At 56.7% G+C, this 15,834-nt stretch carries 14 protein-coding genes and 4 pseudogenes; 8 read left to right on the top strand and 10 right to left on the bottom strand.

Annotation, left to right across the window (positions count from 1 at the left end):
• Positions 1-530: 530 nt before the first annotated feature.
• The 5 genes from ACQZ40_RS16870 to ACQZ40_RS16850 are packed head-to-tail and all read right to left on the bottom strand — an operon-like array spanning position 531 to position 5,510.
• The gene (locus tag ACQZ40_RS16870; protein WP_142914080.1) at positions 531-1,181 is read right to left on the bottom strand and encodes a GDSL-type esterase/lipase family protein; all 651 of its coding nucleotides are present in this window, start codon (positions 1,179-1,181) and stop codon (positions 531-533) included.
• A 36-nt stretch (positions 1,182-1,217) separates the two neighbouring features.
• Entirely contained in the window at positions 1,218-2,117 is a 900-nt protein-coding gene (locus ACQZ40_RS16865; RefSeq protein ID WP_142914079.1) for a carbohydrate ABC transporter permease, read from the bottom strand.
• A gap of 1 nt (position 2,118) precedes the next feature.
• Positions 2,119-3,039, bottom strand: a complete 921-nt coding sequence (locus tag ACQZ40_RS16860) for a carbohydrate ABC transporter permease (protein ID WP_142914078.1) — start codon at positions 3,037-3,039, stop codon at positions 2,119-2,121.
• Between the two features lie 59 nt (positions 3,040-3,098).
• Positions 3,099-4,169, bottom strand: a complete 1,071-nt coding sequence (locus ACQZ40_RS16855; RefSeq protein ID WP_142914077.1) for an ABC transporter ATP-binding protein — start codon at positions 4,167-4,169, stop codon at positions 3,099-3,101.
• A gap of 60 nt (positions 4,170-4,229) precedes the next feature.
• On the bottom strand, positions 4,230-5,510 hold the full coding sequence (locus ACQZ40_RS16850; protein WP_448748293.1) for an ABC transporter substrate-binding protein: 1,281 nt from the start codon (positions 5,508-5,510) through the stop codon (positions 4,230-4,232).
• A gap of 282 nt (positions 5,511-5,792) precedes the next feature.
• On the opposite strand from ACQZ40_RS16850, the gene ACQZ40_RS16845 reads away from it, so the two are divergent.
• Positions 5,793-6,719, top strand: a complete 927-nt coding sequence (locus tag ACQZ40_RS16845) for a LysR family transcriptional regulator (protein WP_142914075.1) — start codon at positions 5,793-5,795, stop codon at positions 6,717-6,719.
• An 89-nt stretch (positions 6,720-6,808) separates the two neighbouring features.
• Here the strand turns inward: ACQZ40_RS16845 and ACQZ40_RS16840 are convergent.
• Positions 6,809-7,090, bottom strand: a pseudogene (locus tag ACQZ40_RS16840) (DDE-type integrase/transposase/recombinase); the annotation flags it as partial.
• A 1-nt stretch (position 7,091) separates the two neighbouring features.
• On the opposite strand from ACQZ40_RS16840, the pseudogene ACQZ40_RS16835 reads away from it, so the two are divergent.
• The 6 genes and pseudogenes from ACQZ40_RS16835 to ACQZ40_RS16810 all read left to right on the top strand — a co-directional run.
• Positions 7,092-7,310: pseudogene (locus ACQZ40_RS16835) on the top strand (sugar ABC transporter ATP-binding protein); the annotation flags it as partial.
• 77 nt (positions 7,311-7,387) lie between these two features.
• The gene (locus ACQZ40_RS16830; protein ID WP_204814873.1) at positions 7,388-8,389 is read left to right on the top strand and encodes a Gfo/Idh/MocA family oxidoreductase; all 1,002 of its coding nucleotides are present in this window, start codon (positions 7,388-7,390) and stop codon (positions 8,387-8,389) included.
• Positions 8,386-9,345 (top strand): annotated as a pseudogene (locus tag ACQZ40_RS16825) (sugar phosphate isomerase/epimerase family protein). Before ACQZ40_RS16830 ends, ACQZ40_RS16825 begins: the two are co-directional and overlap by 4 nt.
• 1 nt (position 9,346) lies before the next feature.
• A complete protein-coding gene (locus ACQZ40_RS16820) occupies positions 9,347-10,120 on the top strand; it encodes a TIM barrel protein (protein WP_142914074.1) in 774 nt (257 codons plus the stop codon).
• Between the two features lie 38 nt (positions 10,121-10,158).
• Complete coding sequence (iolG, locus tag ACQZ40_RS16815) at positions 10,159-11,181, top strand: inositol 2-dehydrogenase (RefSeq protein ID WP_142914085.1); 1,023 nt, start codon at positions 10,159-10,161, stop codon at positions 11,179-11,181.
• A 337-nt stretch (positions 11,182-11,518) separates the two neighbouring features.
• A complete protein-coding gene (locus tag ACQZ40_RS16810) occupies positions 11,519-11,818 on the top strand; it encodes a MurR/RpiR family transcriptional regulator (RefSeq protein WP_142914073.1) in 300 nt (99 codons plus the stop codon).
• Here ACQZ40_RS16810 and ACQZ40_RS16805 read toward each other — a convergent pair.
• From ACQZ40_RS16805 to ACQZ40_RS16795, 3 genes are all read right to left on the bottom strand, one after another.
• Positions 11,745-12,194, bottom strand: a complete 450-nt coding sequence (locus ACQZ40_RS16805; protein WP_162520604.1) for a hypothetical protein — start codon at positions 12,192-12,194, stop codon at positions 11,745-11,747. The genes ACQZ40_RS16810 and ACQZ40_RS16805 overlap by 74 nt on opposite strands.
• Positions 12,195-12,239: 45 nt before the next feature.
• The gene (locus ACQZ40_RS16800; RefSeq protein ID WP_142914072.1) at positions 12,240-13,412 is read right to left on the bottom strand and encodes an aldo/keto reductase; all 1,173 of its coding nucleotides are present in this window, start codon (positions 13,410-13,412) and stop codon (positions 12,240-12,242) included.
• A 189-nt stretch (positions 13,413-13,601) separates the two neighbouring features.
• On the bottom strand, positions 13,602-14,114 hold the full coding sequence (locus ACQZ40_RS16795) for a nuclear transport factor 2 family protein (RefSeq protein WP_244614293.1): 513 nt from the start codon (positions 14,112-14,114) through the stop codon (positions 13,602-13,604).
• A 223-nt stretch (positions 14,115-14,337) separates the two neighbouring features.
• Between ACQZ40_RS16795 and ACQZ40_RS16790 the strand changes: the two genes are divergently transcribed.
• Positions 14,338-15,261, top strand: a complete 924-nt coding sequence (locus ACQZ40_RS16790; protein ID WP_142914070.1) for an AraC family transcriptional regulator — start codon at positions 14,338-14,340, stop codon at positions 15,259-15,261.
• A gap of 191 nt (positions 15,262-15,452) precedes the next feature.
• On the opposite strand, the pseudogene ACQZ40_RS16785 reads toward ACQZ40_RS16790, so the two are convergent.
• Positions 15,453-15,714 (bottom strand): annotated as a pseudogene (locus ACQZ40_RS16785) (transposase family protein); the annotation flags it as partial.
• Between the last annotated feature and the right edge of the window lie 120 nt (positions 15,715-15,834).

Here is a 15,834-nt window from a genome sequence, read left to right as displayed (position 1 = left end):
AAGGATTTGCACCTGTGTCATCTGCCTTTCCTCCGTGAGCGCCACCATGGCGCTGGGCAGGCATCATACTCCGATGGGGGCATCCACCCCATCAGTTCAAAGCTTCTCCTGTCCATCGTCTCCACTCCTCGATGTCCTGCCGCCCGGATCGAGAACCGGGCGGACCACGTTAGGCACTTGATGCCGTTTGAGAAGGGCCGTCACCTCATCAGCTTCGGGCCGACCGGGCCTAATAACACCTCCCTTGGCATCCGGTGGGACCCTAATGACAACTGGGTCTCAAATTCCTCTATTCTCGAGGAAACCGAGAGTGATTTGCTCATTGAGAACGGTTGGGACCGCCTTCCGGTGACCCCTTACCCTACCGACACACAATATCACGCAGCTTTACTGTTGATCGCAGCAGAAGAAACGTTCTCTCTACACTCCACCAGAGCGGTGATTTCGAAAGTCAGCTGCCGTCCAACTGGCGCAAAGGATCAAGGAGAAAGGCTCGAAGCCGGAGAGGGGTGGCGGCGAACGCCCCCGCATCACCCATTTCCTGTCAATATGCCTGATTTTCTGCGGATGATATCTTCGACAATGTCATAGCCGGCGCGATTAAGGTGAATGCGGTCATCGGAAAAGACCCGACCGAGCGGTGCGCCATTTTCCCCCAAGAGAGCAGAATGTGCGTCGATAAATGAGACATCCTCGAAATTCCTTTGCAATTCTGTCTCCACCATAATGTTCGCTTTTCTAATTTCATCGGCGAGATAGATGCGACCAGGTGGAACGAATACGGACATAAAATGGATTGTAAGATCGGGTAGTTCTGCACGCGCCTCCTTCACCAATTGGACGGTGCGGTCGGCAACTTGCAAGGCAGTCGCTCCATAGTTTCCAATGTCGTTGCTACCAGGCCAAATTATCAAGATCGAAGGATCCAAGGGAGAGACGAGGCGCGAAAAATAATGTGTCATCGCTGCCAATGTAGCGCCGCCGAACCCTACACGAACCACATTGTGCGGTCGTAGCCGCTCAATCATGTCGTGCCATAGGCGGATCGAGGACGCGCCGAGAAACACGATTGGACGCCGAGGGATAGCAGATCTGGCGATCCTCCCGCAGAGTTCGTTGACTTCATGCTCGAACTCCAGGACCGATTCATCGATCGGAGTATGATATAGATGTGTTGTCATGGCATGGGTTCCGAAAATGCAGGACGATAACGTCGTTCAACCTTTGGTAGCGCCGGATGTCAGTCCGGACACGTAATAGTCCATCAGAAAAACAAAAATGATGATCGGAGGTGCCGCGGCCAGCACACCGGCGGCCATGAGTTCACCCCAGAAGTAGCTGTCCCCGCGGATCAAGCTCGCCATGATGCCAGATGTGAGAACATTCTGATCGGTGCTGTAGATATATGCGGTTGGATAGAGAAACTGACCCCAAGCCGCGGTAAATGCAAAGATGATCGCAGCGACGATCCCAGGCATCGCGACAGGGATGAAGACTTTGACGAGCAACTGGAAATGGTTGCATCCATCGATCCGAGCAGCTTCATCGAGTTCCTTCGGAATAGAGCCGAAATAGCCGATCATGAGCCAGGTGCAAAACGGCACCATGAAAGTGGGGTAGATCAGAATAAGCCCCCAAATGGAGTTAATCAGTCCCAAACCCGCCACGACCCTGAATAGTGGGATGAATAGCAATGTTCCGGGAACCAGATATGTGAGGAATATCCCTGTCGCCAATGCACCGGCCCCAAAGAAGTGCATCCGTGCCAGAGAATAGGCAGCCATGATGCTGACAACCATGGTGATGGCGACCGAGCACACGGCAACGACGATTGAATTCAGGAAGAACGTGACGAACGGCGTGTCGCGGATCAGCTTAGTGTACTGCTCAAGTGTTGCACCTTGATTGATCATCCACGGATTGCCGCCGACAGATGCAATTTCGCCATTCGACTTGAGTGAAGTCACGATCATGTAATAGGGGGGAAACAAGAAGATGAGGACGAAAATCGCCAGGCAGAGATAAGCGCCGATCAGCGCCCACTTGCGATCTCCGCCGCCGCTGGTGGAAAAGATCGCTGAAGGGAAATTGCGGTTCTTTGTATGATCCTTGCTCATGTCAATTGCTCCGCGAGCGGTTGCGCACGTCGCGCAGAATGAAGAAGGCGAACACGGCCAGCAACGGGACCATGAACAGAGAGATTGCTGACCCGAGAGGCACGTCCCCTCCCGAGATGCCGACACTGAAGGCATAGCTTCCAAGCAGATGCGTGAGATTGCGCGGCCCACCGCCTGTCAGGACCTGCACAACGTCGAATTGAGAGATCGTGACGATGGTCGAGAACAACATGGTGATGGCGATCACGTTCCTCATCGTTGGCAGGGTTATGTAGATTAGCCTTTGCCAAGCGTTGGCACCGTCAATTTTGGCGGCCTCATGCAATTCCGCCGGAACGGATTTCAGTGCAGCCAGGAACATGATCAGGAAGAATGGCGCTCCATGCCATACATCAACAGCGATGACCGAAACGCGCGCCCAGAATACGTCGGACAGGAAGCCGATCTTCTCTCCCCCAAGTGCGACAATGACGGCATTGATCGCACCATTGCTTGAATCGAACATCCACCACCAGGCAAGTGTCCCTAATGCTGGCGGGATGACCCACGGCACGAGCAGCATCCCGCGCCAGAGACGCTGGCCGCGTTCCGGCAACCCATTCAGCAGCTGCGCTCCAGCGAAACCAATGACGGCTTTGAACAATACCGCAAAGAACGCGAAACCGATCGTTTGGCCGAAAACCATCCAGAATGTCGGTCTGGTGGCAAGATAGAAGAAATTATCCAGACCGATAAAGCGGGTTTCGGCCTTGTTCAACATGGCCAGGTAAATCGCGCTCGTGAGAGGGTAAACGACCAGTCCCCCGAGCAGGATGATGAGGGGGAGACAAAGAAAGAAAGCCAGTGTTGATCGAGAGTTGGCAAATTGGAAAAGACGGTCAGCAAATGTGCTGCTCTGGGCTGTATTAAAATGGGCCGACATGGCCAAATCCTCCCGTGGAATTGTTGTCCGTGCAGCACCGCGTGCATGCCGCATGCGGGCTAGTTCAGGCGTTGTCCTGAGCTTGTGTCGAACAGGTGGACGGACTCGATAGACGGGCGAAGGAAAATGGGCTGCCCCTCCTTAAGGCTCGGCCGTTCCTTGGTGAGGATACGGATCTCTGTGTCGCCAAGGTGGGCTATGATCAGCGTGTCGGGACCGTTCGGTTCGATCAGGTGCACCGTTGCCGGAATTCCTGCTCCGTCCGTGGAAAGAGCAAAATGCTCTGGTCGAATCCCGTAGACAACCTTCTCGCCCGCTTGAGCAGGCGCGCCATCCGGCAGTGGCATTGCCACAGCGCCTATCGAAACCGATTTTCCGAGGCCGGTCTCCTCGACCACACCCTCCAGCAAATTAATGCCGGGTGAACCAATGAATGCCGCGACGAATGTGCTGTTCGGGTGATCATAGACATCGAGGGGATGGCCTATCTGCTCGATCCGCCCGCGGTTCATCACCACGATCCTGTCGGCCATTGTCATGGCTTCACTTTGATCGTGTGTCACATAGACAGATGTCGTTTTTAGCCGCTGCTGAAGCGCCTTGATTTCGGTGCGCATCTGGACACGCAGTTTTGCGTCGAGGTTGGAAAGCGGTTCATCGAACAAAAACGCACTTGGCTGACGAACGATGGCACGTCCCATCGCAACGCGTTGCCTCTGCCCGCCCGAGAGCTGTTTAGGGTATCTGTCGAGGTACTCACCGAGATCCAGAATGGCTGCCGCATTTACAACCGCTGCATCGATGTCTGCCTTCTGTAGCCCCTTCAGTCGCATGCTGAAGGACATATTGTCCCTGACGGTCATATGCGGATAGAGCGCATAATTCTGGAATACCATAGCGATGTCCCGCTCCTTGGGCTGTAGCTGGTTCACCCGCCGCTCACCGATCACGATGTCCCCACTGGTTATGGTTTCCAGTCCGGCGATCATGCGCAGCAACGTGGACTTTCCGCATCCGGACGGCCCCACGAGCACAATGAACTCGCCATCGTCGATCGAAAGATCAATGCCATGTAAAATATTGACGCTTCCGTAGCTTTTCCGGACGCTATCGAGTTGCAGACTAGCCATTCTTCTCTCCTCCCACTGTCAAGTTGAGCCGCGGCACCCAAAAAGCAGCGGCTCCCGTTGTCATCCACGCAAATAGCCTTCGATTTCCGAAGAGGCCCAGCTAATTGCAGAGTCGATAGTCTCGCCCGCCTGTGTGACGCGCCCGATCATGTTCGACAGCAGCTTCTCGGAGTAAATCTTGCTGGCAATGTCTGCGGGTGCCGGGTATCCGCAGATTGTGAGCACTTCATTTCCCCGGACGGGATAGTTATAGATGCTGCCTGTCGGCGGCCCTGCATTCTTCCAAACGGGGATATCGGTGTAGGAGTCGAATAGTGGAATGTCGTAACCGTTGGAGGCTTCGACGAAGCTCGCGAATTGCTCTTTCTCGGCGAGCCATTGCGCTAGTTCCTTGGCAGCGCCGATGTTCTTCGCAAAATTCCAGACACCATAGCCGTGGACGAGCAGCCCCCTGAAGCGCCCGGCGGGGCCCGATGGAAGATCGTGGTGCCAGAGCTGCTTGCCGATATCCGGCGCGTCTTTAAGGGCTCCTGCCCAAACACTGGGCGGATTGACGATCGTTGCTCCCTTACCCGATACAAGCCAGCGATTGTTGCCGGCGTCGTCCCAGGAATAGATGTCCTCGGGCATATAGCGGGTCAATTCCTGCAAGTAGGTGAGAGCAGCCCGGACCGCATCCGAGTCGATGACGATCTCGCCGGCGGCATTCACCAGTTCGGCGCCGAACGACAGGAACAGCGGGCTGAGCCAGTCGTTCGCGTCGGCGTTCGATGCGCTGCTGATAGGATGAGCGAACGGAACTCCTGCCGCATGAAGCTTCTTGGCTGCCTTGAGGAAGGTCTCATTCGTCCATTCCCGGTCGATCCTCGCCTGATCTCGGACTCCTGCCGGAAACAGATCTTGGAGGTCGACACCGACGTGTTGCTTCCAGAGATCTATGCGAGACTCCATACATTTCGTATGGGTCTGCGTGGCCGGAACACCGCGCCAGACCCCGGAATGCTTGAGCCCATACTCGGCGGCAGGGACAGGAGGGCCATACCGGTCGGCAAGGGACTTGATGGCGTCGTCCAGCGGTTCCAGCGAGTCCTGGTACTGAGCGAACTGCCACATGCTCATTTCGATCAGGTCATGGCCTTCACGAGCTCGGCTTTCGCCAGCCGGCACTGTCAGCGTCGCGGCACCCCCAATGAAGTCAATGGAGACCTCGACATTGTTCTTCTTCGCCCAAGCTTCGACAGCCTTGCGCTGGACGATTTCGACTGCCGGAACCCAGTGTTGGTTCAGGGCGACCGACAGCTTGCCGCCCGTCCCCTGTGCCCGCACATACGGTGTATACAAGAACGTTCCGGCTGTCGCGACTGCGGCGCCTTGCAAGAATGTACGTCGAGTGTGACGAGAATCCATTTTTCCTCCCTTTCGTACACCGACCCGCGTTGGCGACTTGAGACGACGCAGTGGGTGTATCGAGTTTCTCCTCTGTAATTCGAAAGTTGTTATGCCATCACAATGTGTCCAGATACGTCGGTATGCGCTTTTCAGATATTGATTTCCGTTATACCTCTGATCGGTATCAGCAGAACGCATTTGTCCGAACCCATGTGAACAAGGACGCAGAGCCGGATGGAACTAAGGCAGTTACGGCATTTCCAGGTAGTTGCCGAAACCGGTAGCTTTACCCGCGCCGCCGCACTTCTGAACGTCGCGCAGCCTGCACTTAGCCGGGATATACGGCTTCTTGAGCTTGGCTTGGCGACGAAGCTATTTCATCGTCATGGCCGTGGCGTTGTTCTGACCACTGAAGGGGCTACATTCCTGACAGCTATCGTTCCGAATCTGGAGGGTCTGGACCGGGCACGCAAGGACATCGTGGAGCACGGCGCGGATCCGCATGGAGTGGTCAGACTTGGATGGACCGGGGTAATCAGTGTGCCCTTAGGCGCCCAAATCATCACCCGCTTCAAGGAAGATTTCCCTAATGTCGAGCTTCAAACACTTGGCGGATCAAGCTCTCAGATTCAAGAATGGATAAATGATAGCCGGATCGATCTGGGCGTCATGAATTCCGAGCGGCCGGCGCATGGCTCGCATCAGGAGCACCTTATGAGCGCCGAATTGTTCCACGTCTGCCGCGCGCAGTCAGATGATGACGGCAGCACAACGCTTCAAACTATTTCGTTCAGGGAAGCCGCTTCCCATTCGCTGCTTCTCCACGGCCGGCACCATGCTTTGAGGCGGGCGATTGATATCGCGGCCAAGCGACACGAAATCGACCTCAAAGTTATCGCTCAGATTGACGAATTTGCGGCGGTGAAGCAGCTTATCTATCAAGGGGGAGGCACCACCATACTGCCTCTTGGGCTGCTGCACGATGTGCGGGACGATCCACGTCTTTCGGTTCGCCGGATCACGCAACCGACGATCACGCTTTATTCTTGCACTCTTTTTCCACGCTCGCCAATAAACTATATTGTCAGCGAGCTTGCCAAAATTATTCGCAGAGAGACACTCAAAGCAATTTCTGCTCAAATACTTGATGGCTGCGCTTGATAGCGCCATCATGGCATTGAGAGGGTACAGGAAGGAGGGCTCTGTTGCAAGAATTCTGATTGGCCGCGAAGGCGGGCGCTATACCTCAGTCACGCGGTTTTTGTGTCGAGGTTCTGGGCGAAGATTGCCACAACTTCGGTAAGGGCGCTGGGCCCAACCCCGAAGGCTCGTTCAACGATGCGAGCTTCGCCACGGGCATCGCCGGTCAAGTTGAAGATCGCAGCCTGGCCCTTGCGTAGAGCCCGCATCACCTCGAAACCTTTGATCGTCGCGTAGGCTGTCCTTAACGTCTTGAACCCTCTGACCGACCTGATCAGCTGTTTCAGCTTGCCGTGATCGGCCTCAACGACATTGTTCGGGTATTTGACCTGCACCCATCAGGTGATGCATGCCATGGCCGTGGGCGATCACTTCGCGGTGCTCATTCGCGGTGCGATCGCAGCCGACTTCCGCAAGGGGGAAAAGACACGCGAGCAGATCGCCGATCTGATGGCCGGTGGGGAATCCATGGCAACGCTCGAAGCCTCCATCGAAGGCTACAGGGAGACACATGACGGTGTTCCGCCCCCGCCGCGCACTGAATGTAGCTGATATAGCCGCCACGTAACCGAATGTGTTGAATGGAAGCGGTTGGGCTGTGTGCCAGCCGAATGGAAGGAGTTTGTCCAATGGTGCGTATCGCAGTCATTGGTGCGGGACTGATGGGCGCTGACCACGCCAAGATCGTCGCGGAGGAAATGCCTGGCGCGAGCCTTCAGGTGGTTTGCGACATGGATGAAGTCCGCGCTCGCAAGGTGGCCGATGCCCATGGTGCAGCAGACGTTGCAAGCAATCCGGAAGCCGTGATTGCCCGTGCCGATGTGGATGCGGTGATCGTCGCGAGCCCGGACTTCACCCATGCGCCGCTGTCGCTCGCCTGCATTAACGCGGGCAAGAAGGTGCTATGCGAAAAGCCCCTATCGCCGTCCTCGGCCGAGTGCCTCTCGGTCATGCAGGCCGAACAGGAAGTTGGTCAAAAGTTCGTCCAGCTCGGGTTCATGCGGCGCTACGATCAGTCTTATGTCGAGATGAAAGAGGCAATTGAAACTGGCACGCTAGGCCGAGCCCTGATGATGCACAACTTCCATCGCAATGTGGAAACGCCAGCCTCCGACTTCACCGGTGCCATGGCAATCACCAATTCCGCCCCGCATGAGTTCGACGTCGTGCGCCATGTGCTTGGCACCGAATATGCCTGGATCTCTGCCTTCCAGCCGAAGCGCTCTGATCGACGTGTCGCGCCCGTCTTCATGGTCCTAGAAACAGTCGATGGCCAGCTCGTCAACATCGAGATTAACAACAACGCTGCGTACGGATACGACGTTCGCGCCGAACTCGTGGGCGAGCAGGCGAGCATTTCCATGAACTATGTCGCCTATACCCATCTCGAACGCTCGCTTGGCGTCCATACCGGCTATGATGCCGATTGGCGGACTCGCTACTTCGATGCCTATCGACGCCAGAACCGTGCCTTCCTACGCTTCGTCGACACAGACGTGTTTCCCGAGACCGCGTCGAGCTGCTGGGATGGCTATGCCGCAGCCGTTACCGCCGAAGCAGGCGTAACGGCACTCGCTTCCGGCCAAAAGCACCGCGTCGCCATGATTTCCAAGCCGGAGTTCTACGCATGAAACTGGGTTTTGTATCTGACAGCCTCGGCGGCATGCCTCTCGAAGACCTTCTCGACAACGCTGCCCGCATGGGCGTCTCCGGTATAGAGGTCAACACCTGCGGCTGGTCGACCGCACCGCATTTCGATCTCAAATCCATGCTGGGCAACACGGTCGCGCAGAAGGACTTCCTCAAAGCCTTTTCAGATCGTGGGCTTGATGTGATCAGCCTGAATGCCAACGGCAATCCCCTGCATCCCACCGATCCGGCTCAGGGCGAAGGTCTGAAGAACACCATCCGGGTCGCAGGCGAGATGGGCATCAAGGCGGTCTGCACCATGTCTGGCCTACCTGCGGGCAATCCGTCCGATACTATGCCGAACTGGGTCGTTTCTTCCTAGCCGCCGGAAACGCAGGTGATCCTCAAATACCAGTGGGAAGAAAAACTCTTGCCCTTCTGGATCGAGATCGTGGCGCTGGCAAATGAATGCGGCGTGGAAAAGATTGCGCTCGAACTGCATGGCAACCAGTGCGTCTACAACGTGCCGTCGCTCCTGAAACTCCGTCAAGAAGTCGGCCCTATCGTTGGCGCGAACCTCGATCCCTCGCACCTCTTCTGGATGGGAGCCGATCCGCTGATAGCGGCCGAGGCATTGGGTGAGGCCGTCTATCACGTCCATGCCAAGGACACATTCCTGAACGCGCCAAAGCAGGCAGTGACCAGCCTCCTCGAAAACGGCAACCTGACTGATATTCCGACCCGTTCCTGGTCCTACATCACGCTCGGCTTCGGCCACGGCGAGGAGTGGTGGCGACAGTTTTGCTATCGCCTGAAGATGGCTGGCTACGACGGCTGGCTTTCAATTGAGCATGAGGACGTGCTTCTCAACTCACTTGAGGGCCTCGAGAAATCCGTGGCCCTTCTCAAGGGTGTCATGCCCGTTGCACCGGCCGATTTCAAACTTCAGGAAATCTAAGATGAGCTTCCAACTTGCCGCTTGCGCCGAAATGCTCTGGCGCGACAAACCAATCGAATGGCGGGCAAGCCGCCTCAAGGAAATGGGCTTCGGAGTCGGCCTGTGGAACTGGCCCGCCTGGAACCTTGATGCGCTTGAAAAAACCGGTGCTACTTTCACTATCATGAATGGCTATCTCGTAGGTCGGCTCACCGATGCAGAAGGCTGCGACATGCTTCTAGCGTCTGCCAAGGAAACGGCGAAGGTCGGCAAGCGGCTCGGTGTCCACCGGCTCAATCTGCATGGCACGGGGCTTGGCGACATGGGCATTCCGATCCCCAGGATCGGTGCCTTCGCGCCGGGCATGGAACAGCGGGCGCGCGATACACTTAACCGCATCTGCGATCTGGTAGAAGCCGAAGGTCAGGTCTTCACGCTGGAAAACCTCAACCCAATCGATCATCCCGGCTGCCCCTTCGGCTCGACGGCAGACGTGCTTGGGCTCGTTGCGGCCGTCAACCGCCCGCAACTGCGTATTAACCTCGATCTCTACCATACTCAGATCGGTGAAGGTGATCTTATCCGCTGGTGCGAAGCCTGCCTGCCCTGGATCGGTGAAGTTCAGGTGGCTGATAATCCTGGCCGTTGCGAGCCGGGCACGGGCGAAGTGAACTGGCACGGCGTCGCAAAAGCCCTGAAATCCATGGGATACGCGGGACCGGTCGGGATGGAAGCCTTTGCCTCCGGTGATCCGGAAGCTGCACTTGAAGCCTTCCGCACTGCTTTCACTATCTGAATGCTATCATCCGAAGAGGATCACCCATGTCATCCACCATCCTGAACGTCGGCCTTTTGGGCGCAGGCCGTATCGCAGGCGTCCATGCCGCCGCCATCTCCACCAATCCCGGTAGCCGCCTTGTGGCCGTCTCCGACATCAATCACGCCGCTGCTGAGAAGATCGCCGCCCAATATGGCGCGGAAGCCCGCTCGACCGATACGATCCTCAATGATCCCGCCATCAATGCCGTGCTGATTGCCACCTCCACCGATACGCATTCCGACTTGATCGAGCGGGCGACGGCTGCGGGTAAGGCCGTGCTTTGTGAAAAGCCTGTCGACCTCAGCCTTGCCAGGGCTCAGGCTTGCCAGAAGGTGGCCGCCGCTACCGGCAAGCCGGTGATGATCGGCTTCAACCGCCGTTTCGATCCCAACTTTGTGGCTCTCAAGGCAGCAGCCGACCGTGGTGAAATCGGCAAGACGGAACTACTCTCGATCACCTCTTTCGACCCGGCTCCGCCGCCGGTCGCCTATGTCAAGGTCTCGGGCGGGTTGTTCCGGGACATGATGATCCATGATTTCGACATGGCTAATTTCATCATGGGGGCAGCGCCGGTCTCCGTCTCGGCGGTAGGTACATCGATTGTCGATCCGGAAATTGGCGCGGCAGGCGATGTCGATACCGCCGTCGTGACCCTTGCCTATGCGGATGGCCGCATTGCCGTGATCAAGAACAGCCGCCGAGCCGTCTACGGTTATGACCAGCGGCTAGAGCTCCTCGGCTCCGAAGGCCTGCTACAGGCTCAGAACGTGCTGGAGAATACGTTAATCAAGTCAAGCGCGTCCGGCGTGACGAGCGCAAAGCCGACTTATTTCTTTCTTGAACGCTACATGCCCGCCTATGCAGCGGAATGGGCAGCATTTGTAACCGCTGTGAAGACAGGCTCTGCACTGCCGGTCACGCTTGATGATGGTGTTGCAGCGCTCGCCATGGCGGAAGCTGCAACCCAGTCTGCAAAGAACGGATCGCCGGTGAAATTGGCAGAGGTTCTTGGCGGAGCTTTCGGAGAAGCAAAATAGTCTCTGTCGGACAACTCCTCGTGTTCGATCTAGCGGCGGCCCGAACTTCGGATCGAGCAGCCGCATAGTACTGGTTTACCGGAGGATGGTGCGATGCGAGGAACTTAATCAAGGTGCTTCTACAACTACAGTTACCGGTCCCAGGATACAGCTTCAACGAGGATGGAGACGGGATGTCGCCATCCGAGGAACGGTTTCCATGCCCCGCCATCGCGCCTCCGAGAGCATACGTGGCGCGGTCCTGTCGTTCCATCCCGACAAACTTCAGGGAGTTAGATGACAACTTCCAACGACCCTTCCCAATGAGTCATAGCGAACATGCAACGGGAGCACGATCATGAGCACGGAAAAAACCGTTCGAAAGCCGACGACCATCGCGGAGCTAAAGGATATGATCGTAGCTACCAGGCTCAGACTCCCAGAGCAACAGGAGCGCGTCGCACGCACGGCTCTCGCCCATCCGGAAACCGTAGCATTCGGCACCGCGCAAACGCTTGCGGACCGATGCGTAGTCTCGCCCTCAACCGTGGTCAGAGTGGCCACTGCTCTCGGATTTGATAACTTTAGGGAGTTCCAACAGGTATTCCGTCAGCACATCCGGAAGATTTCGCTTCGAGCCGCCGACACCCTATGCTGACAGGAAAGCCGCAATCACCGCCACGAGTGACATGAGTTCCATAAATCATTGGACCCACTTCTGAAAATCGAGCGACCCGATCCGGATGAGTCGCGTCGACGAACACCAGCCCCGTTACCTGATCGCCAAACTTAGGCCATGCTGTAGGGTCACCGAGCGAGTGAGTGACCAGAATGAAGGGGTCATTCTCTCCCGCCGCGGCCAAGGCAAGGATGAAGATCGTCCGCGACGATACCCCAATCTCGTCAGGTCCTACGACTTCGTCGAGGACCGCACGCGATGGCAGGAAAGTCCGCACGCTCAACGTGATCGATGGATTCACCTGGGAATGTATCGCCATCAAGGTCGAGGGAAAGCTGAACGCTGTCGACGCCATCGACGTGCCTTCCGACCTGTTCATCATGGGGTCAGGCCAGGGAAGTCAGACCGGAACGGGTGCTTCAGGCAGAATGATTTGCTCGTTGCGCAGTTCGTCCCAGAAAGCCTTCGGTATGCCGACCTTCATCGACTCGATATTGGCCTCGACCTGCCCAGAAACGCGGGCGCCGGGGATTATCGCGGAAACGATCGAAGGCGCAGCCGCGAACTGAAGTGCCGCGGTGCGGATATCAATGCCGTGTCTATCGGCGACCGCGGCCAGACGAGCCCTTTTTTCGACAGCGCCAGCCGGCAGCTTGTCACTGAAATGGTAACGATTTCGTCCGCCAAGAAACCCGTCGTTCGGCGGTGTGCCCACGGTTACGGTAATACCCTTTTCGGCAAGTGCCGGAAAGGTATGCTCCAGGGCCTCTTCGTGTTCGATGATGCTGTAATGGCAGGCAAGCAGGACGATATCAGGCGTTGGGGCGTCATCGGTTGCCGCCTTTATCGCAGCGTCCGGGCGATTGATCCCGAACCCCCATGCCTTGATCAAACCCTCGTTGCGGATGCGCTCCAGTTCGACCATCGCCCCGGTACGGGCGATCTCATAGGCGCGTGTCCATGGTTGCGGCAGTTCGGTATTTTCTGGACCCAGATCGTGGATGTAAACGATGTCGATGCTGGCGAGGCCGAGCCGCTGCAGACTATCCTCCACAGACCGACGAGCGCCCTCAGCCGTGTAGGCATACTCATAGGAGAAGTTCAGCTTCTCAGCCCAAAGAGTTGGCGCGAGTGGCTGTCGGCTCGGGTGGAAAATACGGCCGACTTTGGTTGAAACCAGAAACGCATCGCGCGGCTTATCCCGCAGGAATGCGCCCAGTCGATGTTCCGAGAGGCCGTGGCCATAGAATGGGGATGTGTCGAAATGGCGTATGCCACCGTCCCAAGCTGTCTGCAGGGTTGCTTGCGCTTGAGCGTCGCTGATGGGAGCGAATATGTTGCCGATCTGGGTTCCGCCCATTCCGAAGCGGAACCGCGGGCGATACCGTATGCCATCGGCGGCAGGCCCATTCAGCGGAAGGGTTGTGCCCGTGATGTTCCCACGGGTCGCCATGACGGTACCCTGGACCGTTTGCGCTTCAAATGATGGAGTCTGCGCGCTTGCCAGATGGGGGGCAACCATCGTGGCAGCTGCGCTGCCAGCCGCGAGGGCGAGAAATTTCCGACGTTCCATGAAAGTATCCTGGTGACTATCTAAAGGGAAAGCGTTGCACCGCGCGGCTGGCGGCACAGGCTGTGTTAGCGATCAATGGGCGCGGTGTTTCCTTGGATCGACGACGGCGCCGTGGACATGCAGATCCAGCTGGTCCCCTGGGTAACGGGAAATGGTGGCGCCGGGCACGAAGTCTCGGACCTGCCGGGATCAGCGTAAGTCGGGCGCTTCGTTGAGCAAGGCTGGGTCCCAATGCTCGGTGGCCTTGCCATCCTTGATGCGCCACATGTCGAACCACGTCGTGCTGTAGGTCTTTGACGGATCTTTCGGATCCTTTTCGGTCCGCGCATATGTCACGACCACCAGATCGCCCTCGGCAACCACGTCGGCAATCTTCATGCTAATTTCCGCGGGGATCGGCTTGGGTTGCACCTTGAGCACTTCGGTGAAGTACTGAACGACCGGCTTTAGTCCACTTTGAGCATTCGGGTTGTGCTGGACATAATCGTCAGCGATATACTGGCTGGCCTTGTCCCAATGGCCAGCTTCCAGAAGCTCAAGAATGATCTTGTAGACAACCTGCTTGTTGGCATTCAGCTTCGGGTCAGGGCTGGTAAACAGCACTTCCGGATTGTCCGATACGACGACGGCTTCCTGGGCGCGCACTGTGGATGGAGCTATGGCAGCCAACGACAGGGCCGCTGCGAGGACAATGTTTCTCAATCTCTTCTCCATGACGAATTTAACGTCTGTTGTTCGACTTCTAGGCACGCTTCCGCCTGTTAATTTTCAGATGCGAAAACAAAACCACCGGAGAGAAGAATAGGCGCTGGTTTCATCCGGCGTGATCTTGATTCGACTGATTTTTTGCACAATCCTGTCGATACCTGATCGGCGGATCTCTCTTCGCGATCACATTTTGCGGAGCGGAACGAGAGGTACCGAAATGAATCAGTTTCAAGCTGTCGATGAACGCTGGACGTCATTGCGGACTCCGTTCCTCGAATTGGCTTCGGTGGTACAACGCCTTTGCGTCAGTGAAGGTGCAAATCCAAGCAAACTTTCCGGGCTGAAGTTTTTCAAGCTTTCACAGCCGGACGAACCAAGCAGATGTTTTTACGAACCTTGCATCGCGATCATTCTCAGCGGTGCGAAGCGCGTCATGTTCGATCAGGATGAAATGCTTTTTCAGCCTGGTGACTTCTTTGTCACCTCCATCGATGTTCCGACCTCAGCGCATGTGATCGAAGCTTCAGCAGCCAAGCCTTATCTTTCTCTGGTCATGCGGATCGATCTGCAGAGGCTTCACGACGTAGCAAAAAAGATGGGGCTTTTGGAGCCGGATGCTTCGGTCGACCCTGTCGGTATCGCAAGAGGCCGAGCGTCCGAGGAACTGCTGGATGCATTCTCGCGCCTGGTCGATCTAAACCTCAAGCCCGACAGTATTTCATTGCTGGCGGACATAATCCAATCCGAGATCTACGTGCGCCTGCTTCAAAGCGAGGCTGGAAACTGGCTAACGCGTATGGCGAGCGAAGGATACAGAGCCACGGGTGTCGTTCGCGCTCTCGAGTGGTTGAAGGGCAACTACATGAAGCCGCTGCGGATAGAAGAGCTTGCTGCGCTAGCCGCAATGGCAAGCTCGACCTTTCACCATAATTTTCGACGTCTCACCGGGACGAGCCCGCTTCAATACCAAAAGAGCCTGCGTCTCTATGCCGCCCGAAATCTGATGCTGACAGAGCGGGTCGATGCAAATATCGCCGCGGTCAGGGTAGGATACGAAAGTGTACCCCAGTTCAGCCGCGAGTATTCTCGCATGTTCGGCGCGCCTCCGCGTCGTGACGTTCAAACAGCAAGGCAGCGATGAACGAAGTAGAAGGTTGCCGTTTTATTTCTGCAACAGCAGACCCTATTACCCATTCACGGTTGACGAAAACACATGATTTCCATTAAGCGCGTTGCAGGGCAAGGCCGCAATCGTTTGCAGCAAAGGGTCTGCAATTAAGGTTGGCCCCGCTACCTCCTACCAAATTGCCGCCGGCATCATCAGACGAGATTGGCAAAAGCTGCAGCTGGTATGCTGCCATGCGCCAAACCAAGATGGTGGACGATCGTCTCGAGCCGTTGAGTGCGGCGGCCATAGCGAGCCAGACCATCTTTGTCGAACTGTTCGCAGAAGATGCGCCGCCCGCAGAAAACCGCATCGCACCAGAACCGACGCGACACGACCGTCAACTCTACTCGCCGACCGCTGAGGGGTAGGTCAGCGGGTCGACGGTGATATCGGCTTTGAACGTCGGCTCCGTGTCCCGCACACGGGGCTCGCGGGCTCGTCGCGAAAGACTTCTCTGTATGAATTCGTGATGAGATGATTTGTCTCTGTATGCGGTTGGCCCGAGATCACGAAGGTCACGGCTCGATCGGGAACACAAGCAGGGTC

The sequence above is a fragment of the Agrobacterium sp. 16-172Ci genome (assembly GCF_053522725.1).
The sequence above is the reverse complement of the archived record's forward strand: the minus strand, read 5'-3'. Positions and strand labels throughout refer to the sequence as shown.

Excerpts from the sequence above, each read along its gene's own strand:
- ACQZ40_RS16860 (WP_142914078.1), bottom strand. The coding sequence starts at position 3,039 with ATGTCGGCCCATTTTAATACAGCCCAGAGCAGCACATTTGCTGACCGT.
- ACQZ40_RS16790 (WP_142914070.1), top strand. The coding sequence starts at position 14,338 with ATGAATCAGTTTCAAGCTGTCGATGAACGCTGGACGTCATTGCGGACT.
- ACQZ40_RS16805 (WP_162520604.1), bottom strand. The coding sequence starts at position 12,194 with ATGGCGTCGACAGCGTTCAGCTTTCCCTCGACCTTGATGGCGATACAT.
- ACQZ40_RS16800 (WP_142914072.1), bottom strand. The coding sequence starts at position 13,412 with ATGGAACGTCGGAAATTTCTCGCCCTCGCGGCTGGCAGCGCAGCTGCC.
- ACQZ40_RS16865 (WP_142914079.1), bottom strand. The coding sequence starts at position 2,117 with ATGAGCAAGGATCATACAAAGAACCGCAATTTCCCTTCAGCGATCTTT.
- ACQZ40_RS16870 (WP_142914080.1), bottom strand. The coding sequence starts at position 1,181 with ATGACAACACATCTATATCATACTCCGATCGATGAATCGGTCCTGGAG.
- ACQZ40_RS16830 (WP_204814873.1), top strand. The coding sequence starts at position 7,388 with ATGGTGCGTATCGCAGTCATTGGTGCGGGACTGATGGGCGCTGACCAC.
- ACQZ40_RS16855 (WP_142914077.1), bottom strand. The coding sequence starts at position 4,169 with ATGGCTAGTCTGCAACTCGATAGCGTCCGGAAAAGCTACGGAAGCGTC.
- ACQZ40_RS16845 (WP_142914075.1), top strand. The coding sequence starts at position 5,793 with ATGGAACTAAGGCAGTTACGGCATTTCCAGGTAGTTGCCGAAACCGGT.
- ACQZ40_RS16810 (WP_142914073.1), top strand. The coding sequence starts at position 11,519 with ATGAGCACGGAAAAAACCGTTCGAAAGCCGACGACCATCGCGGAGCTA.
- ACQZ40_RS16820 (WP_142914074.1), top strand. The coding sequence starts at position 9,347 with ATGAGCTTCCAACTTGCCGCTTGCGCCGAAATGCTCTGGCGCGACAAA.